This is a genomic window from Tamlana crocina, assembly GCF_012037625.1.
The window spans coordinates 81004-107965 of record NZ_JAAVJS010000014.1; the positions used below are offsets into that span (position 1 = coordinate 81004).

22 protein-coding genes, 1 tRNA gene and 1 pseudogene are annotated in these 26962 nt (G+C 34.1%); 8 read left to right on the forward strand and 16 right to left on the reverse strand.

The annotated features are described in order from the left end of the window. Nucleotides 1-144: 144 nt before the first annotated feature. Together HC176_RS11135 and HC176_RS11140 are read right to left on the reverse strand one after the other, a co-directional pair. Nucleotides 145-894 (reverse strand): tetratricopeptide repeat protein, encoded by a 750-nt coding sequence (locus tag HC176_RS11135; protein ID WP_167918308.1) that lies wholly within the window; start codon nucleotides 892-894, stop codon nucleotides 145-147. A 4-nt stretch (nucleotides 895-898) separates the two neighbouring features. Further along, nucleotides 899-1237 (reverse strand): sigma-70 RNA polymerase sigma factor region 4 domain-containing protein, encoded by a 339-nt coding sequence (locus tag HC176_RS11140; RefSeq protein ID WP_342448687.1) that lies wholly within the window; start codon nucleotides 1235-1237, stop codon nucleotides 899-901. A gap of 181 nt (nucleotides 1238-1418) precedes the next feature. Between HC176_RS11140 and HC176_RS11145 the strand changes: the two genes are divergently transcribed. The 6 genes and pseudogenes from HC176_RS11145 (at nucleotide 1419) to HC176_RS11170 (ending at nucleotide 6402) form a co-directional block, all read left to right on the forward strand. Next, nucleotides 1419-1772: a hypothetical protein gene (locus HC176_RS11145; RefSeq protein ID WP_167918310.1), complete on the forward strand. Its 354-nt coding sequence runs from the start codon at nucleotides 1419-1421 to the stop codon at nucleotides 1770-1772. A gap of 64 nt (nucleotides 1773-1836) precedes the next feature. Further along, nucleotides 1837-2317 (forward strand): annotated as a pseudogene (locus HC176_RS19990) (IS1595 family transposase); the annotation flags it as partial. A gap of 371 nt (nucleotides 2318-2688) precedes the next feature. Beyond that, nucleotides 2689-3558, forward strand: a complete 870-nt coding sequence (locus HC176_RS11155) for a BF3164 family lipoprotein (protein ID WP_425338201.1) — start codon at nucleotides 2689-2691, stop codon at nucleotides 3556-3558. A 119-nt stretch (nucleotides 3559-3677) separates the two neighbouring features. After that, on the forward strand, nucleotides 3678-5321 hold the full coding sequence (locus HC176_RS11160) for a CHAT domain-containing protein (protein WP_167918314.1): 1644 nt from the start codon (nucleotides 3678-3680) through the stop codon (nucleotides 5319-5321). Continuing rightward, entirely contained in the window at nucleotides 5287-5730 is a 444-nt protein-coding gene (locus HC176_RS11165) for a retropepsin-like aspartic protease family protein (protein WP_167918316.1), read from the forward strand. The genes HC176_RS11160 and HC176_RS11165 overlap by 35 nt, the downstream gene beginning before the upstream one ends. 39 nt (nucleotides 5731-5769) lie before the next feature. Next, nucleotides 5770-6402 (forward strand): response regulator, encoded by a 633-nt coding sequence (locus HC176_RS11170; protein WP_167918318.1) that lies wholly within the window; start codon nucleotides 5770-5772, stop codon nucleotides 6400-6402. A 501-nt stretch (nucleotides 6403-6903) separates the two neighbouring features. On the opposite strand, the gene HC176_RS11175 is transcribed toward HC176_RS11170, so the two are convergent. Together HC176_RS11175 and HC176_RS11180 are read right to left on the reverse strand one after the other, a co-directional pair. Next, a complete protein-coding gene (locus HC176_RS11175; RefSeq protein WP_167918320.1) occupies nucleotides 6904-7530 on the reverse strand; it encodes a 50S ribosomal protein L25/general stress protein Ctc in 627 nt (208 codons plus the stop codon). A gap of 51 nt (nucleotides 7531-7581) precedes the next feature. Then, nucleotides 7582-8523 carry a ribose-phosphate pyrophosphokinase gene (locus HC176_RS11180; protein ID WP_167918322.1) on the reverse strand — a complete coding sequence of 314 codons (942 nt, stop codon included), beginning with the start codon at nucleotides 8521-8523 and terminating at the stop codon, nucleotides 7582-7584. 145 nt (nucleotides 8524-8668) lie between these two features. Between HC176_RS11180 and HC176_RS11185 the strand changes: the two genes are divergently transcribed. After that, nucleotides 8669-8750: transfer RNA gene (locus HC176_RS11185), tRNA-Leu, on the forward strand. Between the two features lie 68 nt (nucleotides 8751-8818). Here HC176_RS11185 and HC176_RS11190 read toward each other — a convergent pair. The 11 genes from HC176_RS11190 to HC176_RS11240 form a co-directional block, all read right to left on the reverse strand. After that, nucleotides 8819-10156, reverse strand: a complete 1338-nt coding sequence (locus HC176_RS11190) for a dicarboxylate/amino acid:cation symporter (protein ID WP_167918324.1) — start codon at nucleotides 10154-10156, stop codon at nucleotides 8819-8821. 81 nt (nucleotides 10157-10237) lie between these two features. Further along, the gene (locus HC176_RS11195) at nucleotides 10238-12100 is read right to left on the reverse strand and encodes a M1 family metallopeptidase (protein ID WP_167918326.1); all 1863 of its coding nucleotides are present in this window, start codon (nucleotides 12098-12100) and stop codon (nucleotides 10238-10240) included. Between the two features lie 141 nt (nucleotides 12101-12241). Beyond that, nucleotides 12242-13141: a M43 family zinc metalloprotease gene (locus HC176_RS11200; protein WP_167918328.1), complete on the reverse strand. Its 900-nt coding sequence runs from the start codon at nucleotides 13139-13141 to the stop codon at nucleotides 12242-12244. Between the two features lie 63 nt (nucleotides 13142-13204). Then, the gene (locus HC176_RS11205; protein ID WP_167918330.1) at nucleotides 13205-14026 is read right to left on the reverse strand and encodes a hypothetical protein; all 822 of its coding nucleotides are present in this window, start codon (nucleotides 14024-14026) and stop codon (nucleotides 13205-13207) included. 27 nt (nucleotides 14027-14053) lie between these two features. Further along, nucleotides 14054-14848, reverse strand: a complete 795-nt coding sequence (locus tag HC176_RS11210) for a hypothetical protein (RefSeq protein WP_167918332.1) — start codon at nucleotides 14846-14848, stop codon at nucleotides 14054-14056. Nucleotides 14849-14881: 33 nt separating this feature from the next. After that, a complete protein-coding gene (locus HC176_RS11215) occupies nucleotides 14882-16153 on the reverse strand; it encodes a hypothetical protein (protein ID WP_167918333.1) in 1272 nt (423 codons plus the stop codon). 51 nt (nucleotides 16154-16204) lie between these two features. Then, the gene (locus HC176_RS11220) at nucleotides 16205-17395 is read right to left on the reverse strand and encodes a CREC-EF hand family protein (RefSeq protein ID WP_167918335.1); all 1191 of its coding nucleotides are present in this window, start codon (nucleotides 17393-17395) and stop codon (nucleotides 16205-16207) included. Nucleotides 17396-17418: 23 nt separating this feature from the next. After that, nucleotides 17419-18831, reverse strand: coding sequence for a RagB/SusD family nutrient uptake outer membrane protein (locus tag HC176_RS11225; RefSeq protein ID WP_167918337.1), 1413 nt, complete (start codon nucleotides 18829-18831; stop codon nucleotides 17419-17421). 11 nt (nucleotides 18832-18842) lie between these two features. Beyond that, nucleotides 18843-22145, reverse strand: a complete 3303-nt coding sequence (locus tag HC176_RS11230) for a SusC/RagA family TonB-linked outer membrane protein (protein WP_167918339.1) — start codon at nucleotides 22143-22145, stop codon at nucleotides 18843-18845. 303 nt (nucleotides 22146-22448) lie between these two features. Next, on the reverse strand, nucleotides 22449-22877 hold the full coding sequence (locus tag HC176_RS11235; RefSeq protein WP_167918341.1) for a RidA family protein: 429 nt from the start codon (nucleotides 22875-22877) through the stop codon (nucleotides 22449-22451). Next, complete coding sequence (locus HC176_RS11240; protein ID WP_167918343.1) at nucleotides 22874-24106, reverse strand: pyridoxal phosphate-dependent aminotransferase; 1233 nt, start codon at nucleotides 24104-24106, stop codon at nucleotides 22874-22876. Before HC176_RS11240 ends, HC176_RS11235 begins: the two co-directional genes overlap by 4 nt. 189 nt (nucleotides 24107-24295) lie before the next feature. Here HC176_RS11240 and HC176_RS11245 point away from each other — a divergent pair, with 189 nt between their 5' ends. Beyond that, a complete protein-coding gene (locus HC176_RS11245; RefSeq protein ID WP_167918345.1) occupies nucleotides 24296-24712 on the forward strand; it encodes an Lrp/AsnC family transcriptional regulator in 417 nt (138 codons plus the stop codon). Nucleotides 24713-24902: 190 nt separating this feature from the next. On the opposite strand, the gene HC176_RS11250 is transcribed toward HC176_RS11245, so the two are convergent. After that, nucleotides 24903-26579 (reverse strand): TIM barrel protein, encoded by a 1677-nt coding sequence (locus tag HC176_RS11250; RefSeq protein ID WP_167918347.1) that lies wholly within the window; start codon nucleotides 26577-26579, stop codon nucleotides 24903-24905. Between the last annotated feature and the right edge of the window lie 383 nt (nucleotides 26580-26962).

Genomic DNA, 26962 nt, shown 5'->3' on the forward strand with positions numbered 1-26962 from the left:
TTTGTAAAAAATTATGGGGAAACGACCCAAAAAAGAATCAACAAACGTCATTGCGAGAAATTTTTATTTCGAAGTAATCTCACAATCAACAACTTTAATTTTAAGGATTCCTTCACTTTGTTCGGAATGACGACTGTTAATGTTCTAATCCAACTTACCCATTAATTTTTGGGCACGGTTGTAATCGTCGGCATCTTCAGGCAGTGTTTGTAAAATTTCCAAACAGGCCTCAATTTCCTTTTGCTTTAGTTTGCTCAGCGCCAAATACCAAGTTGCTTCGTTTTTGTAAGCAGAATTTCCGTTGCGCAATTCGTTCAGCAATTGGTCAGCAGTTTCAAAAGCATCCAACTCAATATTCGAAATGGCTCGATAGAGTTTTAATTCCGCATTATCGGTATCCGAATTTAAAAGCTCGGCAAAAGCTGCTTCCGCTTTAGCGAAATCTTTATTATTGAAAGCCGTTTCGGCGGTTTTTAAAAGAGTATCATTTTCTCCGCGAACACTTAAACTTATGGTGCCAAAATCATTATAATCGGAATAGGTTGGCGTTGAAAACTGATTGAACACAAAAATTCCAAAAAGCAAAACCACACAAGCGGCTATGGCGTATTTATAAAAATTAAGTTTTCTCACCTTAGGTTTTACCACTTCTTCGGCAACCGTATTTTTACTGAAATGTTCAGCCGAAATTTTCTTTAAATTCTGCTGAAAAGCCACAGAAGCCTCTTTGTTGCCAATGTTATGCTCTAAAAAGGAAGACAATTCTTTAAAGGTTTGGAACGACTGATTAAATTCAGCATCGGTTTTTAATCGATTTTCGAAATTGAGCTTTTCTTCCGCAGACAATTCGTTGGCGAGGTAGGCTTCAAATAGTATGTAATTTTGGTCGTCCATAACTTTAATTTTTAAGTTGGTTAAACTTTGGCGACCCTTGAACCAGTTCGGTGAGTTTGCCAATGCACAACGATTTTTTCTTTCGGGCATAGGCGTAGGTCACCCCTAAACTCTTGGCTACCTCTTCCATAGATTTAATTTTAAAAGTAGCTTTTAGCAAATCTTTGCAGGCATCGCCTAATTGGGCAAACATTTCGGCAAACAGTTTTTGTTTTTCACCAAATACCGAAGTTTCAAAAGCCAGTTCTTGGGCGTCGTCATCTTTAGATAACACTTCCTCATTAATTGTTACCTCTTTATTGGAAGATTTTTTCAGTTCGTTTAACCATTTGCGTTTGCACAACAGAAAAAAGTAGGCATCGCCACTATTCTGCTTATTTTAATTACCTAGCTTATAATGGCTATCTTAAGCTGTTAAATATTTAACAGCTTAAGATAATATGTTGTTTTTTTACATAGACTTTTGTATAGTCTATGTAAAACATTATATTTAGCCAAATTTCAATGCATTAAAAAATTCTAAAATGAGAAAATTAACAAAAGCGCTATTAGGTACAGTGGTTGTAGCTATAGCTTTATTCTTTGCAAATATTAAACCAATCACCACCCCCAATGAGGATTTCGAATTGGCCAGTTTATTAAAAATTAATTCTGCAAATGCTGAAGATTTTTATAGAACGTATGAAGGTCAACTTTATAAGCATTATAAAAGTCCAACTGGAAATGGATGGGGACCTGCTAGTGGAAATGTTAAAGACGGGTATTTTCTACCCACAGCTCCTGGTTATTATTATGATGCTGATTGGAATTTAGTTGAATATGACGATGATGATTTTGATAATGGTTCTGCTCCTACAACCAGGCCTAATAAATATTAGTTAATTTAAATCCCCTCAAAAAAATTAATTTTGAGGGGATTTAAATTAGTATTCTGTTCTAAAAAAGGGTTATAGTAAAATAAAATTAAGTTCGGTTTACAAAAAGCCTTCAATATGGTTTTTTATGCAAAAGTTTCGCAAGGCTATGGAAAGTACCAAGAAATATCCCTTAGCAGATTTAGTTCATGTAAATGAATTCACCTTGGAGGAAAAGAGGACGGAAAACAAGGCAGAAGCTATGGTAATAAAAGAAAAAGGCGGTAATAGCAGTAGAGTTCACCAATAAGCATCAAGTAAAACGTGTCCATATAAAATCCATAGATGATGATTATTCAAAGTGCTTTACCCTAATATTTGAAGAACATATTTCTACTTCAGCAAAGGTGTTTACAAACAAATGGCGTGGTTACGTGCCTTTGCCTTTAAAAACAACCTGTAGTATCACACAGGTTGAAAGTAATAATGTAAAGAATTTCAAGAAACTCCATATCATTGTTTACCAAGTTAAATCATGGCTAAGAACGATACCGACACATGTAAATAAAAACATGCCAAAAAAAAAGTGTTATGGCGAATTTGTCCCATCGCATAAACAGTTTACAATCAAAACAAACAATTTGGCACAGTTCAATTATTAGAATGATATACAATTGTCCTATAACTTGGAATCCAATAAAACAGAACTTATTAATAACTCATTAATTTAATCTTAAATAGGTTATCTTTTTACCATGTTTAAAAATATGAAAATATTTCTATTATTAATGTTGTTTCTATTTATAGGAGCTTGTGATAAAAGAAAAATAATAATCAGTGATAATATTAAAACATTTTCACAATTTCCAAAAGAGGAAAAGGTTGAATTTAAAAACTTAGTTGAATTTACATTTGGATATCCAGTACATATATAATACCTATTGATTCTACTCTAATTATTGGTAGCTATACAAGTAGTCAAAAAAAATATTTACAGAACTACTCATTGAGTACAAATAAATTTTCAAACCCATATTTAAGTAAAGGAAGAGGTCCAAGTGAGATAATTTACATGGCTAATATCAGTCTTTATGATAATTATTTAGGGATAAATGACGCTAGAGGAAAAAAAATAGTAATACTAGACAAAAATAACGCAATTTTAGGCAACTCCGAATCAGAATTAATAACGTATTCTTTTAAAAAAAATCAATTTTACTTTGCTATTTTAACAGATGATTTGCAATGTATTACAACAGGGAATGGAACCTCAAAGTTTAAAATACAAATAATTGACTTACAAACTGGAGAGATAATTAGAGATCTTGGTAAATTAAAAAGTAATCCAAATGATATGCCCACACACATTATTGCTCAGGCAGGCTTAACATATCCTTTATTAAAACCAACAAGAGATAAGTTAGCTCTAGCATATTATCATACAGATATAATAGAAATATTCGACTTAAATACTGAAAAAAGCACTTCATTACAAGGGCCTGAAACGTTTAATTCGGATTTTAGAATTTATAACAACAATTGGTTGCCTAATGATAAAACTAAATTTGCCTTTGTTTCAGGGACTAAAACTAATAAGTATATTTATTTATTATACTCAGGAAAAAATGCTAATGACAAAAAATGGAATCAAGGAAATTATATTTTTGTCTTTGATTGGAATTTAAACCCTATAAAAAAAATAATTTTGGATAAAGAAGTTAGTCAAATTAGCATTTCAGAAGATGATAAAACATTATACTCTTTTGATGAGTATACAGGGTATATTATACAAACCACTATTAATTATTAACTTAAATTCTCTATACTTATCTACAAATTTTATAAAAATAATTTAAACCTACTCTGACACAAGAACAATAAATCCATCTTACGCTTATTAGCAAAAACACCTTTATCGACATTTTTGATTTGTATGCTGAAATCGTTCCGAATACCAAAACGGCGCTGTATTATTTCGACCTTAGTTTTTATGTTTCAGAATTACTTCGAATTAGCTGGACCGCACAAGAAACCAAAATATTAAACCAGTCGGCCACCAGAATCCGGAGCGAAAAATGTATCGATTTACTTTTCAACACTTTTCAAAAAACGAAAAACGACTCCATTGCTTTTACAGCCCTCCAATATGCGGAAAACAGTAAGGCTTCCTCATTAATGGATATGTTTTTAAAAAAGCAACGCTTAAAAACATTTCCGAATGACACCCTTTTGCAAAATGAATTTAGGCTTCTTAAAAAACAAGAACATATCACCAGTTTATTGGTTAAAGAACAATTGGGCAATAACCGCGTTTCAAAAATCAATGAATACAATAAAACGCTCAGTCAAATTAGTTTGGATTTAAAAACACTGAAACAGGCTATTTCGAAAGCATATCCTTCTGAACAAAATCAGTTTTCGCTATTAGAATTACAACAACAATTACAAAAAGACCAAGCCGTTTTAATCGAATATTTCTACGGGAAACACCACATTTATCAATTTGTAGTTTCAGCACAGGGTATTGATTTTTTCCGCATCGCCAATACTCCAAAAATTGAAAAAAATCTCGTTGATTTCACCAATCTTTTTAACGACCCCAACACTATTAATAATGATATTACACACTTTACAAATCAGGCTTTCGGAATATTCAAACTTCTGAATTTACAAAAGGTTATTAATCATAAAAATGTATTATTGATTACCGACGGGCTACTAAATTTTATTCCGTTCGATGCTTTGCTCACCCAAGAAAGCACAACCACAGTTTTTGAAAAAATGCCATTTGTGGTCCGCTCAAACCACTTAGCCTATGCAGCAAGCGCATTAATGTACTTAAACACAAAAGACTTTAGTGCTGACCAATCAGTTTTAGGGGTATTTCCAGTTTTCGAGGACAGCAGTCAATCCCTCACCTTTTCGAAAGCTGAAGCCGAAGTACTTAAAGATGAAATGCACGTCACACTTTTGATGCATGCCGAAGCTAGCAAACACGATTTCATTAAAAAAGGTGGAAATTATGGTATTTTACACCTCTCCACCCACGCGCAAAGTGGTGATTTTGTAAACCCCGCCAGTATTTCATTTTATGATGAAGACCTTGCTTTAAACGAACTTTATGCGCTCGACCTCAATAGCAATCTTGTAGTTTTAAGCGCCTGCGAAACGGGAATTGGAAAGCTTTATAAATCGGAAGGTGCCATGAGTGTAGCACGGGGTTTTCAATATGCCGGAGCACAAAATGTATTGTTTTCCCTTTGGCAGATAAACGACCTTGCTACCTCTCAAATCATGCAATCGTTTTATACGAATTTTGGCGAGCACCAATCGGCATTTGTTGCTAATAGCCAATCGAAAAAGGAATATTTAGACAACGAGTCCATCAGCAACATCAAAAAATCACCCTACTACTGGAGTGCCTTTGTTTATTACGGATCGTTGGACATAGAAAAAAAACAAAACTTAGATTTTTATGTCATTTTTGGGATACTTTTACTTTTTATTACCCTATTTTTAGTCTTCAAAAGAAAACGATATGGCAGCAACACTTCAACAATTCCTTCTCGATAAAGGCTACACCAAGGTGAAGCTGCATCTTACCAAAACCAACCATTTTGAAATTAAGGCCAGTATTAACGGCAAAAAGGGCCGTTTTATCTTAGATACCGGGGCATCAAGCTCGTGCGTAGGCTTTGAGGGCATTGAAACCTTTAAGCTAAAGGCCGAAGACTCCATGATTAAAGCTGCAGGAGCTGGCGCCATAAACATGGAAACCAAAATGGCCAAAAAAAATAAGGTAAAAATTGGTAAATGGAGCAACAACAAAATCGTTTTAGTGCTTTTTAACCTTACCCACGTCAATACCGCTTTGATAGACCACAACTCCAAACCTGTTGATGGCATTATAGGTGCCGACATTTTAAAAAAAGCCAAGGCTGTTATTGATTACGAAAAGAAATATTTATATTTAAGAATCTAATTACAACGTAAATTAATTAATCACTCTCTCTAAATCTTAATGAATACCTCTATTTTAATAGCAGACGACCATCCGCTGATGCTTCGTGGCCTCACCGATTTTTTAACTTCTCAAGGCTACAATATTGTTGGCAGCGCCGAAGACGGCAATGCGGCATACAACCTTATTGTAAAGCTTAAGCCCGAAATTGCCATTCTTGACATTAGGATGCCCTTAAAATCGGGATTGGAAATTGCCGAAGCCTGTCAAAAAAATCATTTACCAACAAAAATTATCCTGATAACTTTCGATAAGGAAGAAGAACTTTACGACCAAGCCAAGGCCTTTAACGTTTACGGCTATATTTTAAAAGAGTTTGCCATTGAAGAAATTGAAACTTGCATTAAACATGTTGTAAACGGCACACCTTATTTTAGTGAAGAAATTGCCGAATACTTGAAGGCCAGCCAAACGGCATTAAGACCTGAAATTTTAGATTTATTGACAAAATCTGAAATAAAAATAGTCAAACTGATTTCTGAAAACTATACCAGTCAAGAAATAGCCAACGAGTTATCTATTTCTGTAAGAACCGTTGACAAACACAGAAGCAACATAGTCCATAAACTAAAATTGGACAACAAACCCACTTCACTTTTCGTATGGGCCAATAAAAACAAGGATTTTTTATAGTTTTTAACAGAATACGTAGTTGTGCGTATTTTTTGTATGGAAAATATTAACTATATTTACAGTGCTATTAATTAGTTCTTAGGGAGAATTAAAGAAGGCTCTAAATCATTGTTATTTAGAGCCTTCGCTTTTTTATAAACTTTCCGTTTTAAAAAATACGTAGAAGTGCGTATTTTTTTTGATTTAGATACAACGTAAATTTACGGTGCTATTAATTAATTCTTTTGAGAGAGGATTTTTTAAGGACTCTGCACCGTAATGGTGCAGAGTATTTAAAATTTAAAAATCTGAAAAATGGAAACACTTATGGAAAAAAAGAATAACGTTTTAAACAGATGTTGTTTCATAGGACTCGTTATTTTAGTTATTGTTGTTATCTCTATAAATATTTTCACTTACTTGTTTTAACTTTTTTGTTCCTAGTTATTTGAATTCAAAAACAAAAAAAACCTCTTAAAGCATATTGCCTTAAGAGGTTTTTCTATTTCTATAGATATTAATCTATTCTTCAGCCGAAGTAGTTTCTGCTGCTGCTTCCGCTTCAGCTCCTTCTTCTTCATCTTCGTCTTCATCAGCAATTGCTGTTCTAGACGTTTTAATTTGGCATACTACTGTGTTATCGGTATGTAAGAAGTGGTAGCCTTCTTTTGGTAATTCACCAACATAAACCTTATCACCAATTTTTAAAGGTGTAATGTCGATTTCGATAAAATCTGGTAAGTTGGCCGGTAAAGCTTTAACACGAAGTTTTCTGTTGTTTCTTCTTAAAACACCACCATTTTTTACACCTCTTGAGTTACCAACAAGGTTTACAGGGATATTTAGTGCAATTTCCTTGTCTTCGAATAACTGATAGAAGTCTACATGTAAAATTCTATCTGTTACTGGGTGAAACTGAATGTCTTGAAGTACTGCGTTTAAAGTAGTACCGTTGTCTAGCTCAATCACAACTGTATGCGCATTTGCTGTGTATACAAGTTTAGAGAAAGCCAATTCTGGTGCAGAGAAATGTACTGGCTTATCTCCTCCGTATAATACGCAAGGAACCTGACCAGCATTACGTAAGGCTTTTGTTGCTTTTTTGCCCACGCTTTCTCTTTGAGATCCGTTGATTGTAATTGATTTCATTTTTAAAATTTATAGTTAATAATAATTATTCTTTATTATGGTAGCCTTTAGCTACATTACAAAGTTTGAACTTATTGATTGGTTGTTGTGAACCTTTTCCATAACCTGTGCAAACAAATCGGCACAGCTCAATACTCTAATCTTATCGCTTAAAGGTTTTACGGGTATAGAATCGGTTACAATGAGTTCTTCTAATTTTGAATTGTTCAAATTATCATACGCCTTACCAGACAAAATAGGATGGGTACAAATAGCACGTACACTTAATGCACCACGCTCCATCATTAAATCGGCTGCTTTTGTAAGGGTTCCGGCTGTATCTACCATATCGTCAACCAAGACTACGTTTTTGCCTGTTACGTCACCAATAAGTTCCATATGCGAAATCACATTGGCTTTGGCACGTTGCTTATAACATATCACTACATCGCTCCCCAGTGCTTTAGAATAGGCGTATGCTCTTTTAGACCCGCCCATGTCTGGCGATGCTATAGTTAAATTATCTAGGTTTAAACTTTTTAGGTATGGTAAAAATATTGTCGATGCAAACAAGTGATCCACCGGCTTTTCAAAGAACCCTTGAATTTGGTCGGCATGCAAATCCATAGTGATAATACGGGTTGCCCCAGCAGCCTCCAGCATTTTTGCAACTAATTTAGCAGCAATCGGTACTCTTGGTTTGTCTTTTCTATCTTGCCTTGCCCATCCAAAATAAGGTAAAACAGCCGTAATATGCCTTGCCGACGCACGCTTTGCAGCATCAATCATCAACAACATTTCCATTAGGTTTTCTGGCCCAGGATTAGTTGAACCTATAATGAAAATTCGCGTTCCTCTAATGGACTCTTCATACGATGGCTGAAATTCACCATCACTGTACGTAGAGGTAATAACATTACCCAATTCAGCCCCAAAGGCTTTTGCAATTTTCTCGCCAAGCACCTTACTCTGTGTGCAGGCAAAAATTTTAGCTTCTGTTATCACGATTGGCATCTTTACATCGTTGTTTTTTAGGCACAAAACGCACCTTATTTTTAATGAGGTGCAAATTTATGTATTTATTTTTACCTGAAAAGGATATTACTCAGTATTTTTGTGTGATATATCAAAAAAATATCTATTTTTGCAGTCCAAAATTGCTCAAGTGGCGGAATTGGTAGACGCGCTGGATTCAAAATCCAGTTTCTTCGGAAGTGTGGGTTCGATTCCCACCTTGAGTACAAAAGCCCTTTTTAATCACTTAATTAAAAAGGGCTTTTTTTAAACTACAAATTAGCACACTAACCCGCTATTTATCATCTTCTATACTCACTTTAATTACATGAGCATTATTAATAATTTTTGGTTTACCTAATTTTCCGACAGATTTAGCCACTAACATAGACACGGTGGCATCCCCAGTTACATTAACTACAGTACGACACATATCTAACGGACGATCTACTGCAAAAATTAAAGCCAAACCAATAGCTAATTTATCCGAAGGAAAACCTATAGCTTCCAAAACAATTACCAGCATCACCATACCAGCACCAGGAACAGCAGCAGAACCTATAGACGCTAATAAAGCAGTAAACACAATGGTTAATTGATCTGCAAATGTTAAATCAAAACCCAATGCCTGTGAAATAAATACAGCGGCTACACCTTGATATAAACTTGTACCGTCCATATTAACCGTAGCACCTACAGGTAAAACAAAACTTGAAACCTCGGCATCTACTCCAATATGTTCTTCAACTCGCTCCATAGTTACTGGAAGCGTTGCTGCACTAGAACTTGTTGAAAAAGCTAATAACTGTGCTGGGCTTAATCTTTTTAAAAATGTAAACGGATTATAGTTTGTAAACACGCTTATACCGATACAATAAAACACAATCATTAATGAAAGCCCTAAGAAAACTACGCCGGCATATTTTAAAAGTGCTAACAACAAATCGGGGTCACTAGAAGATACAACTACACTTGCCAATAAAGCGAATACAGCTAAAGGAGCTGTAACCATTATCAAATCGACCATTTTTAAAACGGCTTCATTTAAAGAATCAAAAAAGTTTTTTAATGGTTTTCCTTTTTCCTCGCCTATCAACAAAATGGAAATCCCTAAGAATATGGTAAAAAAGATAACCTGTAACATTAAGCCATTATCACTCATAGCAAAAATAGCATTATCTGGCACAATGTCTTCTAAAAAATGTAATGGTCCTCTTTCTTTCTGCATAGAGGCCTCTGCTAATTTGGAGGTTACACCGCTATCACCAGAATATGCTTCTATTAGTTTATCAATAGTTTCTTGCGGAATTCCCTTTCCAGGCTGCGCTATATTTACTATTAACAAGCCTATGCTAATTGCTACCAATGTAGTTATGGTGTAAATTATTACGGTACGAAGTCCAATACTTTTAAACTTAGAGATATCTTTTAAATCGGAAACACCTTTTACCAAGGACGCCAATATGAGAGGAATGGCAATTAATTTTAAAAGTTTCACAAAAATATTCCCAATAGGCTGTATCCAGTCTAAAACAAATTCTTGCCCCCATGCTACTTGAGTCATCCCGAAACCGAATAGGATTCCAGCAATCATCCCAATTAATATTTGCCAATGTAGCTCTAGTTTTTTCATATGATACGTAGTATGGATTTGTGTTTAAAAGCAGGTCTTTTTTTACTTTTGATAAAGACGTAATAACACCATAAAAACGCTCTATCTTTTTATTTCTATTAAGTTATTGGTGGTATTAACATCTGGAAATGAATCTGAAATTAACTCTACAGAAATCAAACCTTCCACATTTACAATCTCTATAAATACGCTAGACTTTCCTGACGACCAAATTTCTGGTGTTTTATTAATGATAGCGGTTTTATTATTGGCATAAGTTAATTTTAAAGACACGGGTACAGGCAAGCCGCCTGCATTTTCTAATACAACTTTTGAACCTTCTATTTTTTTTAACCCCAAATCGGCATAACCATATTCAAAAACCCACTTTTTCCAAAACCAATTTAAATTTTCACCACTTACATCATTAAAAGTGAACATAAAATCAAAAGGCGTTGGGTGTTTTTCTTTCCATCTGTTTAAATAGGTTTTAAAACACCTTTTAAAACGCTCCTCTCCCAATAGATGTTCTAAAGCTAAATACATAAAAGCAGGTTTACGATACGATTGTTGAAAGTGCATATTTCTAACCACCATATAATTTGACGGACTAAACAAAGGGGGTTCCCATTGCTTGCCCGCGCTTTTACAATAACTTTTTATAGCACGGTTCAATTCAAAATTTTCATATGCTGTGTTTTTATAAAAGTCTTGGCAAAACTTCATGGTTAAAAATGTTACCCAACCTTCTTCCATCCAAGAATATTTTACCTCATTTATCCCTACCCAATGTGGTAAGTAAGTATGTGCCAATTCATGAAACGTCATAAGGTTATTCCTTATTTCCGTATCAGAAAACCCATTATTTGCCATCATTGGAAATTCCATACCATCAAATTCTGGTACCCCAATAAATGATGTAAAGCTTTGGTATGGATAAGGCACTCCAGGCAATGTATTGGATAAATATTCAATACTTTTTTGTTGAATATTTAAAAGATCTCTAAGGTTTTTTTCGTCTTTATAACTATAAACAATATTGGAAGACAACTTTTTATCTTCAATAATTGTGGCATTTGCTACCCAGTTAAAATTGTTTGAAACACCAAACCCAAAATCTCTAACATATTTTGCTTTAAAATGCCAAGTTGATTTTGTTTTAGAAATTTCCCCTAACGTTTTAGCTTTTAAAACATATGTGCTTTCAGGATTAGTTTTTGATAAAACATAGGCAGAGTATTCTTCTGGACTCAATACCTCTTCAGCATTTAATAATTCTCCAGTTGCAAATACATAATTCCCTTTTGGCACTTTAATTTTTACATTAAAATTGCCAAAATCGGTATAACATTCTTGAGCGCCTGTATATTCATTTTTATCCCAACCATCAATATCATCATAAACTGCTATTTGAGGATACCAATACCCTATAAAAGCACTTTCTTTATCATAAGCGCCTATTTTATTCACATAAATTAAAGGCATTTCTGTTTCCCAATCCATAGACAATTTTGTAGTAGAATTTGGAGATATGGGTTTATTGTTAAATTCTAATGTTAAAAAGGTGGAATTATAACTCACAGATATATTGCTACTTGGATTCTTTTTTTTGGTGGCGTGAGCCAAATTACTTACCGATGCGTCTATACCTAAATTAACCACCTCATCATTAACCTTTAAGTTTGAAATAACCATGCCATTGGTTAAATTTTCAAGAGGAATTTTATTAGCGCGTACGCCTCCTTTTTTATAATGATTAGGGTACATTTTAATAACAATTTCAGACAAACTATCTGGACTATTATTTGTGTATGATATGGTTTGTTTTCCGTAAATTTTCCAGGTACCGGGAACTATTTCTGCTTCTATGACATAATCACTAGAGTTTTGCCAATAGTTCTCTCCTACATCTCCATTAAACGCTCGTGTTTTGTTTTTGTAGGCTTCTTGAAATTCTCGTGGCATGTATAATGGCTTAGCTTCTTGACAGTAAACACATAGAGCTAAAAAGAAAAAAATTATATTACTAAATAATATTCTCATTGAGATATTGATAAGATGTAGAGTTGTTAAAATTAAATTTATTAGTTAGATTTTTTTTAAACACTATTCTTCTTTTGTTATTAAATACGCCCTTTCATTATTTAATACTGAAATCATTTTTTCTATTTGTCCTGGGCTAAAATGTCTTCTGCATAAACCAGCAGCATCTGCTCTGGTTCTCCCCGATGACGTCATAAAGTTAAACGTATCTGGATGATATTTTTCACCAATAGGGTCTGTTTCTGTTCCAATATAAACACAATCTTTCATGTTAGACTCCTTAAGGCCTGGCGAAGCAGGTGTATCACAAATTTTATCACCTGCTTCTGTACAATTAGACCCGTTGACTAACTCAATTCTTCCTTGGCTATCTTTAAAATCATCATCTGTATGATAAAGTCCTAAATAATGCCCTATTTCGTGTGTTGCTGTTGCCGTATTTTCAATTTCTACAGAAGTAGTACTCAATTTTATATTATTACCTTGATTAGGAAATAGTGCTGTTGCCCCCAACTCTCCAGTAATTTCACCATGGCGTCTATTTAATAATTTGATAAAATAAAATATATTTAAAGCATTCTCGTCCTCGAACGGTGCTAAAACTTTACTTTCAGTAAAATCATCTTGTTTTACAAATTGGGTATTCCATGGTGTGCTATCAATAAATTTAATGGCTTTAGTAAAAAATTGAATTTTTCCTGGCTTATAATTTTTATTTATATCTCCCATCATTTTTTTAATACGTTGTTCTGAAACAGCCGCATTATTACCATTATTATCTCTAGATATATGATGCACAACGGGTATTCTTAAGGTATCCTTAGAGAGGACTCTAATAGTGTTATTAGAAATTTCATTTTCTGCCTTTAAATCTTGTTGAACTGCAAACCCGTCATTTTTTTTTCCGCTAGAAATTAGCGAGAAAAAAAACACAAGTGCATATATAGCTTTTGTTATTCCCATGTTTTAAACTTTTTACATTTTTTTATACCACCGAAATTAATAGCAAACTCTACACTCTTTATTTTAATCTTCAAAAAATGTCTCTAAAAATTCATACCGATTAGGTATATTCTCTTTTACCCAATTTTCAATATTTTGAGATAAACGCCCAGGATATTTAACCATGGTGTATACAAATATGGCGGTTTCAGGTATGTCTTCTACGTTTGGATTATCCTCTGCATATTCGGTTACAAAAATACCATCTGTATTTTGGGCATTTCTCCATTCTGTACTTGTTCCGTAACGTTTTTCAAAATACACATGTGTTGTTTCATGAAAAACCGTTTCTTCGAGTTGATTACCCGCTATTCTTTCATCTATTCTCTTATCAGAGATAAAGAAAAATTTACCATCGGGTTCAGCAGAAGCTCTACTTGCGCCAGAAAAAACGGCTACATGATTTAATTCATCTCTCATAAAAACAGGTAATTTTCCTAATTTATCTGTCAGTTTATTTGCGTATTCAGTAGCCCGTTGCAGAGTTCCAAAATTACTACGACACCAAATACCAATTTTTTTACCATCAGTAAACGTCGCTTCAAAAACATAAGCGTTTGAGTCTAGTGTTGGTTCTACCCCTGGTATTTCTTTAGCAAACTGTCCTAAATACTCCATACTTAAAAATGTGTCTGGGTCTGTAGACTTAATATAATCGATACCAGTACCAGATACCGAAAACTCAAATAAAGGTGTATTATCTCCCTCATTGGTATTCTCGTCATCATTATCATTTTCTTGATCTTTAAGATCTTCTCTAATAAATGGTTTTTCGTCTGAGGTGCAATTAGTAAATACCAACAACATCAACAGAGAAAAAACTCTAGCTATACTTTTTAATTTCATAATTTAATTTTTTTTATTCTGTTTTTTCTAAAAGAACTTTTCTAAAAATTCATATCTGTTAGGAATATTAGTTTTCACCCATTGTTCTATTTCATTTGATAATCTATTTGGGTATGTTTTCATGGTGTAGACAAATAATGCCGTTTCCGCAATGTCTTCTTGATTAGGTTTGCTTTTGGCATATTCTGTTATAAATGATTTATCGGCAGCTTGAATTGCTTTCCACGCTTTACTTTTTGCGTATTTCAAATCAAATGTAACATGGCAGGTTTCATGAAAAACGGTTTCTTCTAGATCGTTATTGCCTATTCTGGTATCCATATTATCTGAATACAGCACAAAAAAGCCTCCTGCATCTTCTGCAAAAGCTGTGTGATCACCCGTGTGAACAACAACATGATTTAATGTTTTTCGCATAAACGATGGTAACTTGCCCAATCTACTTGTTAATTTATTTGCGTATGCTTTGGCTTTTTCTTTACTGCCAAAACTACTGTGCAGCCAAATTTCAACAGATGCATCATCAGAAAAATGGGCTTTAAACACATAGGTGCCATGATCCATCAACTCTTCTCCATTGAGCGCCCCAGGCATTTCCTTAGTTTCATTTCCTACAAATTCAATACTTTTAAATGCATCCTTATCGCTTGCTTTAATAAAATCTATTTCTGTAGCGGTAATGGAAGTTCTAAATAAAGGCTTCTTACTTGTATTAACTTTTTCTTTTTCAAACACATCGCCCTTAGCTGCCATTTCAGCTGTTTTATTTTTACAAGCTAAACTTAAAACAGATATCACTGCGATGATTAGATATTTTTTCATGTTGAAATCTTTATAAAATCTTTTAAGCTCTAATTACAATGGTTCAAAAAATATGGTGCCATTTGATTCGTTTCCAGATGAATCGGTTAATGTAAATTCAGATAACTCTATAAAGCCTTCAGAATTTGAATAACCCCCAAAGCCTCTAAAGGTATATTCAACAGTACCAGAATCTGTTTCGCAGGAAAATGTGGTTTCGCTTATAATAACTTCAGAACCGCCTTCCTCTTCTCCGAGGAACACACCTAATTCTAAATCATTATTACAACCCAGGTTTAAGAAATCTCCCGAAAGCGTATATTCATTACAGTTTTCTGGGCTTTGTGTAAATATGCCAATACCAAAACTTTCATTTCCATCAATATTTACAATACTATTATATTCGCCTTCAAAACTACATCTATCTCGTTCGTCTCCACCGCCATCTGAAATTTGATCTATAAACAAGTTTCCTGTAACGGTTTCTCCGCCACCTGTTAGGGTATAGCCAAAAAACTCCATGAACCCATCATTACCGCTAAAGAAACCATTTGCATTAAATGTATATTCTACAGTTTCACCTGCTTCATTAGTACAATTAAAAGTAGCGTTTTCAATAATGGCGTTTCCTTCATTTCCGCCTTCTACAAAAGGATCTAAGAATAGTAAAAACTCAATATCATCATTAGTACATCCTAAATTTAAAAAGTCTCCGCTTATTGATATTTCGTTACAACTCGTTAATAAAGATGCTACTATAATGGTCTCTCCGTTATTAGAATCTCGAGCTTGAAGTTCGCCTTCAAAATTACTAAAATCGAAATCTAAATTACAGCCTTTGTATGGGTCTGTTCCATTAATAAACTCATCTATATTAGATACGCCATCATCATCACAATCTGAGCTAGACCATATTTCATTATCAGAATCAAAACCAATATAACCTTCATCTTGCTCAGGCATGCAAGGGTTTTGTGGTGCTTCATCTAAAAAATCTGGCACGCCATCACCATCGGTATCTGCTTCTTCATTTACATAGGGATTACGCGTTTTATCTTCAAACTCATCTGCGTTGGAAACACCATCACCATCACAATCGGCATTTTGCCAAACCGCATTAAAAACATTGAAATCAGTATATGTACCATCTTTAACGGGTAAACATGGATCATCAGGGAATTCGTCTAAACTGTTAAGCACGCCATCGCCATCAGTATCCATTGCTTCGCTAATAAATTCTTCATTATTTTCGACGCATGAATAATTAAAAACCAATGTAAAAACTGCTAACAAAAGTGACCATTTTATATTTATTTTATATTTCATAATTCTTGCTTTATTATGTTGATATTTTATAAAAAACCGTTAATTTTACTGCTATAACGGCCTGATAATTAGCGTTCCGGTAGTTACTCTTTCATCATCAGGGATATCATCATCTAGTTGTGTAATGATATATGTTAACTCGACGGTTCTAGAAGCACCAGCATAGGTTCCTAGACCTTCTACCGTAAAATTTCTACTAGACATCCTGTCTTCGGCTAAGCATGAATACTCTGTAAGCTCTACAAACACTCTACCATTTGATGAGGTTTGATCTGCAGGTTCAAAATAGAAAGGTATACGTACATCATCATTAAAACAGCCTTGATTGAATATGCCTCCGCCGGTAAAAAATATAGTGCCACATTCTTCTCCAACAACCCCAATAGTAACGCCTTCTCCATTATTAGAATCTACTGTTCTTAACTCTCTCGCATAATTTTCTAACTCGAAGTTAAATATGTCATTACAAGGTATATCTGGAAAAGGATATGGCGACCTTCCTGCGGTAACTTCATCACCATTGGATATACCATTACCATTACAATCTGCTGCTGCCCAAACGTCGTTCTCGGCACCGAAGCCTTGATACCCAATAAATTGTTCTGGTAAGCAAGGGTTATTTGGATCTGGATCTACATCATCTTTAAGTCCATCACCATCGGTATCACCAATTGACGATTCATCAAAATACGGATTAGTACCATTAGTTAATTCATCTATATTAGAAATACCATCTTGGTCACAATCGGCATCGCGCCAAATACTATTGTATAAATTGTAACCTGTATAATTTTCATCTTGCATTGGTAAGCAAGGGCTGTTTGGGTCGCTATCCAAACTGTTTTCTATACCATCGCCATCTGGATCGTTTAAATTTCTAAGAATGGTTACATTGGATATTTTTGTTTCTTGTTGTTTTTTAACTTCAATAACTAGATTAACTTCATCTGTAATATCTGAATTAAAAAATTCTGGACTTTCAACTATTATTTCTCCGTACCTTAATCCCAGTACAACACTGTTTTCTGGTGTTTGAGAAATTAAAGAAAATGTGACTTCGCCTTTATTGGAGCTTCCTTTTAAAAAGCCCAGGGTATCTCGTTTTTTTACAACAATTGGTGCTTCAATTGTAAAATCTTCGGTATTTATTAATCCCCCAGAGATATTATCATTAGTCTCATCACAAGAAAAACCAATAAATAAGATACATACACCTATGATTATTTTAAAAATTGTTTTCATAATTAAATTTTTTATGTTTGAGACTATTGTCTTGGGTTTTGTTCTATTTCTGGGTTTGCTAGAATGTAATTGGTTGCGATTGGTAAAGCCCAATTAAGACTATTTGGTGCTATGGATACTGTTTCTCCATTAAAACTATGAGTAACTGTTATATTGGCATTATCGAAACGGTTATAACGCTTGATATCAAAAATTCTTAAGGTACTCATTGCTTTCTCTCTTCTAATTTCATCTTTTACAAAGGCTATTAAATTATCTTGATCGGTTATATCAACAGGAACATAGGCCCCAGTTTTAAAACGATTTACCCTTAGTGTATTTAAATCTTTATTGGCTAACTCGATATCTCCTAATCTGGCATAACATTCTGCACGCATTAAATAAAGGTCTGCAGTTGTTAAAGATACATTGGTATTATTGTTAGCTCTGTGGGCAACAAACACAGGATTATCTATCTCTGCAAAAAAATAGGTTCTGGCATCGGCAAACCATTTTTTCCTTTGGTCATTATCGTCATATAAACCATAAAATTCTGGTGTGGTTACTAGAGTAAATCCTCCGGAATCTTTAAACCAAATTAATTGCTCGTCTTGAACGGCCAAAGGATATGCTAGCACATTGGCATCTCTTGGATCTACCGGGTCATTATTAATATCTCTTAAACTATTTTTTAAAGCTAGGCCTTTATTAGCAGCTTCAAGAGCTTCTTCATATTTAGCTTGATAAATTAAAACACGAGCTAAAAATGCGTAAGCTCCAGCTTTAGACGGCCTAAAGCTTAAATTTGCTGGTTGTAAATCTGGTAAAGCTTCTATATTGTTGTTAATATCGTTAAGAATAAGATCATAGATTTCGGCAACTGAAGCTCTTGTAAAATCTGCACCCTCTAATTCTATACCATCTCTAATAGGCACCCCTAAATCTGTATCTGCGGTTTCAGGATTGTAATGCACACTGTAAATGTTAACCAAATTGAAATAAGCAAAAGCGCGTTGTAATGATGCATCTGCTTTTACTTCGGCAATGGCTTCTGGCGTACCATTTTCTACCGTTTTCAACCCTTCTAGAACCACATTGGCAACGTAAATTTGATTGTAATATCGAATCCAATTGTTATCGTCTCCATTTTCTGTAGAAATTTGTTCTTTAAACAAATACAGATTTATTTCTTCTGGGCTAATACCGAAACTGGCCCGTACTTGTTCTGTTAACAAATAATTATCGCTTGCTATAATGGTAAAATCGTGATGTGTACCAAAACCCTGCGTGAAGTTTACATTGGGATCTGGTTCTACTTGATCTAAGAGCGCTCTAAATTCTTCAATTTTAGAGGGTATAACTTTTCCTTTGGGTTGAAAATCTAAGAAATTATCTCTAGTGCATCCGGTTAATACGAACGATACTAATATAATTATGGTATATTTTGTAGTTTTCATAAATCTGGATATTAAAATGTTGTCGTTAAATTAAGTGTAAAGGTTGGAGGGATTGGTATGGTTCGACTTATAGGATCGACATCCCATTTATTGAAATTCCAAACTTTTAAGTTGTCTGCTTGCAAGCTTACCGTAAAACTATTCATAGATAATTTCTTGGTGAGACTTTCTGGAAACTGATAAGATAAATTGACTTGAGATAAACGAATATAAGAGGCATCATCGGTATTTCTGTCTGATTCATCAAGATACAGGTAAAGTGGTGTTCCCGTTTCATTTGGCGATGTAAGCCTAGGCACATCTGTAAGCAGTTCGTCTCCAGGCTGCTGCCACCTACTCACATAATCGCTAAACACATTGGTTCGAAAAAATCTAGGATCATAATTTCTTTCGAACCTAAATCTATTTCCTCCAGAATATACTGTAAGTACACGCAACGATAAATTTTTATAAGTAACCGTGTTGGTTAACGATCCCGTACGAGTGGGCGATCTAGAACCTTCGCTTTTCAAAGCTTCTATAGCCCCTATATCACCTCCCACTTCTATAACATCATTGTTTTCATTAAAAAAGGATGGGTTACCTTCTTGGTCTAAGCCTGCATACCTGAAACTATAAAAATTATCTACCGGATCTCCCACTACAAAAGAATTAGCATCGTATTGTGTGAAGAGAAATATTTCTCCAGGGTTACTTTCGTCTATACTTGTTATTTCATTTTTATTTTGGCTGTAAAGTATTCTTGTATCAAATTTAAAATCTTTAGTATTAATAATTCTTAAACCTAAATCTATATCTACACCTCTGTTATATAGTTCGGCAACATTTAGAAATGAAGAAGAAAGCCCATAGGTTGGACTTATATTACGTCTTGCCAGCAGGTCATCACTATTTCTGTTGTAGTATTCAATGCTTCCATAAATTCTATTATTAGCCATAGAAAAGTCTAGCCCTAAATTAAGTGTTTTTGTTTTCTCTAAGCGTAATGTTGGGTTCGGTGGGTTTGAAATAGTAAGGTAATTGTTTAAAAAACTTCCTTGATCTCTACCTTGTCTTGCCACTAAAAATGGCGATGTATTTCTATCTACATTTCCTCCAGAACCATAGGTTGCCCTTAAGTTAAGATTATCAAAAAACTTCGAATTAAAGTAGTTCTCATTAGTTATATTCCATTTTAAACCTACGGAAAACAAAGGTGTATTCCTAAACTCTTCTGACGCTCCAAACAGGTTGGTATCATCCAATCTTACACTGCCCGATACGGTATAGCGTTTATCAAAATTATATGCACCATTAACATAGTATGAAAGAAACCTATTTTCATTAAATAATAATCTAGAGTTTGAATTGATAAGCCGTTGCCCGCCAAAAATTGGACTGGAGTAAAGGGTATTAAAATTAGGCTGTGTAAAAATCAAAGATTGGTCGTTATACCCAAACTTTCTGTCTCTATTAAACTCTGTAATTTGTTTACGGACCTCGTACCCCGCTATGGCATCAAGGTTATGAAGGCCATCATTGAAACTTGTTGAATAATTTAATTGCCCTCTAAACGTATTATCTGTTGTTCTTCTGGTAGTAATATCTAATAACGAACCCAGAGGCACAGGCGTTTCTGTAACCATACCATTTTCATCTACTAGAGCAAAGGAGTTTACTAAGTTTCTAGTTGTGAACCTATTTTCATTAAGCAAGTTTCGCCCAAAAAATGACGACCACAAATATTGGTAACTTAAGTCAATTTTTAAACCTTCTAAGATTTCGTAATTTAATCCTGTTTGAATACGAACATCTGTTGATGTTGAAGTGTTATCTACGTTATCAGATTCTTGTTTAAGGTTAAATGTCCAAGGGTAGGGATAACCTTGTCTTTGTGCCAATTGAGAACTTTCTATATTTACGCCACCTTGCATAGGCAGGTAATTACCATTGTCATCTACAATACGCTCAAATATTGGATAATTATTTAAATAATCTGCAGGCCCTGTACCAATACCATTTTCACTTTTGGTTTGCGATATATTACTGGAAAACCTGGCTTGTAATTTATCTGTAAGCTTATAATTACCAACTACATTTAAAATGAATTGATCGGATTTATCATTAACAATTTCTCCTTTGTTTTGATTGTAAACAAGGGAAGAATTAAAATTATATTTTTCGCTACCACCGGATAAACTTAAGTTATATTGATTCCATAGGCGTTGCCTTAAAAACAGATTGGAATACTCTTCTCTACCATCATTATTTCTAAGCGCTTCTATTCTACCATTGGCAGTAGCAATATCTATATCACCTCGCTGAAGCCTTAGCAGCGTTTCTCTAACTGAGTTAGTTTGGAATAAAGAAAATTCATTTAAAGTACCATCAAACAAATTTCTCTGTTGTGAAAACTGCTCAAAATTAAACAACCCTATTTGATAATCTACTTGCGTACTAGGGTCTGCATAAGGAGCCTTAAAAATATCCTGTTTTAGAGTTACAGAAGAATTAACAGAAAGGTTTACCGCCAATTTACTATTACTTTCACCTTTTTTAGTGGTAATTACAATAACACCATTAGCAGCCCGAATACCCCATATAGATGTTGCCGCCGCATCTTTTAAAATGGTAATTGTTTCTACATCGTTAGGATTTATAGTACTAAAACCTCCTGGTATTGCAAACCCATCAACCACTACTAGAGGCTCTGTTGTGGCATTAATCGAACTTCTTCCGCGAATTACAAGACCTATATTGTTTTTTTCTTGAATAAACGGGTCAAATTGCACGCCCGGGGCTTCTCCCGCTATTTTACCAATTATACTCTGATCTATCTTTCGTTCTAAAACCTTTGTATTAATTTTTGCAAAAGACCCTGTTACACGTTCTTTACTAATTTTTTGATATCCTGTAGAAAATATTTCCACCCCATCAAGTTCTTCTGCCGAAGGATTCATTTTTATATTATAAAATGATGTACTACCTACGGTTATTTCTACATCTGCATAACCCAAATACGAAAACAACAATACATCCCCTTCTTTAGCATTTAAATTAAATTTTCCGTCAAAATCGGTGGTGACACCTGTTTTTGTACCTTTAATAACAATAGTAACTCCTATTAAAGGAGCATTACTTTCGTCTGTAACTATACCTTCAACACTTTTTTGAAGGAGATTTAAATTTGATTTTTTCCATTTCAATTCAAAAAAATCTATACTTCTATTTATAGCACTTTCGCCATATTTAAGAGCATTGCTTTGAAAAAATGTTAAAAACAAACTTGTAACTAACAATGTTTTCTTTAAAACATAATGAAGTTTGGTTTCCATAAATGATAGTTTTTTAATAACTCGAACAAAAACCACAATTATTAATAATTCAATACTTATTAACTTATAGTAATTTTAATTCATGTTAAATGTTATTATTGAAATAATTTTACACCGTAAAGGTATTTTTATTTACAATTATTTAAAAGTTGATTATTGGGTAAAATCTGCTTTTTTTCATTGAAACAACTTTTTTAAACTATAACAAAAAGGATTCAATGGTTTAAATAATGCTATATCGGTTTAGTGATAAAAGCACCTTTAGTTAGTGTCATGAGAAGGACACTTAAAACCTTGTTAGTGTTAGCTAATGCTACAAACTAATGTTATTTCTACAGGCGCGTTAGATGGTAAAGAAGCCACCCCTATTGCGGCCCTGCTTCCAATACATAGAATACCTAAAACATTAATAATAATATCTGATGCAAAATCTGCTATTTTAGAATGCATTGTAAATGCTGTTTCTGTGTTTAAAAAAACATTCATTTGCAACACCCTTCCAATTTTTTCGTCACCCTCTAAACAATTAACAGCTGCCGTAATAGCATTTAATGTTGCTATCTCAACAGCTTCTTTATACGTTTCAACAGGAACTGTAGCTTTTATTTGCCCCGAATAAATTAGCTTACCATCTTTTCTAGGTGTCATGCCCGAAGTATAAATAACATCGGCATGTCTTGCAGCTGGAATATACTTACCTTGTGGTATTGGATTCTCGTTTACTGTTTTCATAAGGCGTATATTTCAACCATTTTTACAATTCGTTTTGCGGCCTCTATCGCAGCATCATGGTCTTGCGAAAAATTAAGCCTAATACTGTCGTTTAAGTGAGGTGCAAACTCTGATGCCGGCGTAACTGTTACATTTGCTTGATACCTCAACAACCTTACAAACGTATTTAAATCTACACTTAATGCTGGTAATTTTGGAAACAAGTAACTTCCTGCTTGAGGCGTTGCGGTTTTAAGGTTTGCACCTCTAAAAACCTCAAGCAACTCATCTCGTATAGCTTCATGTTGTTCAATTCTATTTTCCAGCCAGCCTTTAGGCTCATTAAACCAAGTTTTAAAAACAGCTTGATTGTACCCTGCTGCCCTTAGAGAAACAATAGCCTGTAAACGCTCCATTCTATCTATTATTTTTGACGTTCCAAAGGCTACCCCTAGACGATAGCCACTTAAAGATTCTGTTTTAGAAGGCCCCATAATTGTAATTAGATTTTTTGGCCGCACTTTACAAGCACGCAAATGTGCATATATTTCGCCATTATACAACATTCTTGAGTATAGTTGATCTACAATTACCGTAGCATTATATTTATTTGCTAAAACAGCAATTTTATTTATTACTTCTTCAGAGTACACAATCCCCGTAGGATTATTAGGGTTTGAAAACACTAAAACCTTAGTGTCATTTTTAAACGCCTTTTCTAGCGTATTAAAGTTTAATCCGTTTTCTGAGGGTTCTCCCAAATAACACAAAGGAACCGGAACGACTTCTCCTCCAAAAAATTTAACTAATTTTCGATTAGCAAAATAATCTGGCTCTACAATAGCCACTTTAGTTCCAGATGCGACTGTTGCTCCTAAAGCTAAAAACAACGCACCTTGAGTTCCTGGCGTTAAAATCAATTCACTGTCGGGCAACACAGGCGTATTTGTAAATTTCTCTAGACGTTTGGCTAAAATTTCTCTAACGCTTAAAGCTCCTCGGTATTCTGTGTAAGCTTGAGAGCCTCCTTGCTTAAAACCCTCTAACCAATAGTTTTCTGAATCTGGAGTTGGAGTAAAAGCATTTACATCCCCGTGAGAAAAGTCTACTGGCACTCCTTTAAGTTTACCTCCCCGCATAACATTTTCTAGGACACCTAAATCTTGCCTTACCTCTTGACCGGGAGCATTATCAGCCTCAAGCGCTTCAAACTTTGCTTCTAACGATTTGTTTACACAATTATCAAACATAAATTTATTTTTGGTTTTTATTTTCACAACAAACACTAATTATCTGAATTATATTCACAATAAAAAGCATATTTATATTGATTATTCAAAAATAAAACACAATACAGGCATCTTAAAATTGATTAAATGATATTTTAGATATATTTACCGTTTAAAACACAAAAATTAAACACCAAAACTAACGATTCAATGGTTGATAGTACAGACAAAAAATTATTAGATATTTTAAAGGAGAATTCTCGCCTGTCATTTGCTGATCTTGGAAGAAAAATAAATTTATCTCCATCATCAGTTAGAGAACGTGTACAAAAACTTGAAGAAGAAGGCGTTATTAAAAAATATGATATACAAATAAACAACAAACTAATTGGCTATGATTTAGAGGCCTTTATTTTGTTGAAAGTATTTCCTGGAAAATTAAAGTATGTAATTAACAAGGTTAATGAATTTCCTGAAATTACTGTAGCGCACCGTATTACAGGAAACCAAAATATTCATTTAAAAGTTGTTGTAGAAAATCAATTGCGCCTACAAAAACTGTTAGACAAACTCATGCAATTTGGAGACACAAACACTTTTTTAATTCTTTCTGAAATAACAAAATAAATCTAACCAGTAAACAAATAACAAGTTTCAGGACTAAGCGGCAATATTTTGGTTTCAGATATTCAATTCGAATTTGCCTATTCTTTTGTACCAAAGAAGGTAGGCTCAAAGTAACAACATCTAGTACCTCTCTAAACCATCCATAGACCTAAAAGAGTGGTAACAAAAAATCTTGGGTAGCAGCTATTTTTTATTGAGTTAACAAGGATTTTAGGTATATAAGTATAAAGCGGTTTTTGCTCATTTCCGGAATCATGACAATTCCGTTTTTTATGTTAATGCCTAAATCTGCGAATTGCGAAAAGCCGGACACAACCTCTTCCACATCTCCGTGCTCACTAATCTTCAAAAGTCTTCCACCTGTCCAATCTGTAGCATAATAAGACTTGTTGTATTTTACAACGCCATCAAAGTTTGCAATCGGCAAACCTTTTCCAACAGGTTTTATTTCTTTGGTTTCAAGATCAATCCTCATTAGCGTCCCTTTTCTGCTGGTCTCGAAAGTAGCGCGATTGGTCATTGGCCCCCATGTAGCTACCACTAAGTGGTTTCCATCAACCCATAAGCCATTTGGGTACTCTAGGGTATCATTTTTAACAAAGATTTCTATATCCTTATTTTTAGGAAGTTTATAGATACTGTTTGTGAACGTATCGGATACGTATATGTCTCCACTGGGAGTTGCGGCAACATCATTGGCGAACTCTGAATTGGGTAAATTTATTTTCCTAATAATTTTTCCTTCAGTAATATCAATTTCAACTAAAACACCCCGATCAGCAACATACAAAAGGTTTTTGTACGAGGCCATTCCGGTAGGTGCATCTAAATCTTCTATCCATCTATTTGAGATTACTTTTCCTTTTTCATCTAAACGTGTAATCCACCCATAACCATCTTTTTCAATCGTTACTTTTCCTCCTCCTAAATTAGAAATAAACCAAGACCTTGACACCTCATCCCAACAGGCATTTTCTGGATTATCAAGAATGTTATTTAAGTTGTTGTTTTGATTTTTGAAAGTAGAATCAACCAGATCGTTCCATTTTTCAATAGAACGCGATAAATGGTCTTTAGGAGCATCTTCTATTCCAAAAGTGTGCAATATGGTTTTACCTTTAAATTTTATTTTTTGCAAGACTGATATAAATTCAGAGACATCATAATCCCCTTCGTCCAATGGTTTTATGGCATCAGCCCAACCTTGTTCTTCATTTTCAAACATGGTCATGTTGGCACCAGAAACAGAAGCAAATTTTAAGTAAGGAGAAGCCTTAATCGCAACATCAAGCAAACGGCTACCATTACCCGCTCTTAATTCATGGCATAAGTGCAAGGTTAGAAACAGGTTTGGCTCATTTAATTTTTCAATGTAAGGAATGGCCTCTTCAGCAGATTCTATAAAACAATTATCGTGCGGATATATAACAATATTCTTGTTTAATTTTTGAGCTTCGGTTGTCATATCTTTCAAAAGCTCCAAAGTTTTTTTCTCTGTAGCATCTTCCTTTAAAATGATGACCCATAAATCTGTTCCTTCAGGTAATACATTTAGTGTTTTACGCCATAATTTATTTTCATTTTCAAGATCATTGGAAAAATTAAACGGAAAGTAAACCACAGGAATTGATAACTTTCCTGAAGAAAAGGTTTCAGTATCCAGATATTCTTGTAGTTTTTTTATTTGCTTATCGTTTTTCACGATAAAAGTAGTGCCACTGTAGCCAAGTTTATCAAAAAGCTTTGCTCTCTGCAAGATAGTTAAACTATCCATTTTAAAATCAAAAGCGTAAAGAGATTTATCAATGCCTTGTGCTCCTATCTGCATTGATAAGACAAAAAGCGACAGTTTTATTATGGATTTCATTTTCAAATACTTATGTTTTATTGATGAATATGCTTAAAATAGTTTTGAAATTTGATAAAATGATTCAATCCTAATCATGGAGAGCTAAATTATCGATAAAGTTTTAAAAAACAATCATGCCCTATCTGTGAGGAGGCAGCTGTATTTGAAAAGGTAAGTAAAGTGCTTTTTCACAAAATAGGACTACCCCAAACAGTCGGCAAAAATCGCAAGGTTAACAAAAAAAGACTGCCCTTTCGGGCAGCCAGAACTAAATAGACACTATCCCGAGAAGTGTGTAAGTTATAAATCGAGGGTTTGGCTTGATTAAAGCCGGACCCTTTTTTCAAATATAGTCAAAAACTGGTTTAAAATAATGCCCCAGTTCCTAATGGGCATCGACC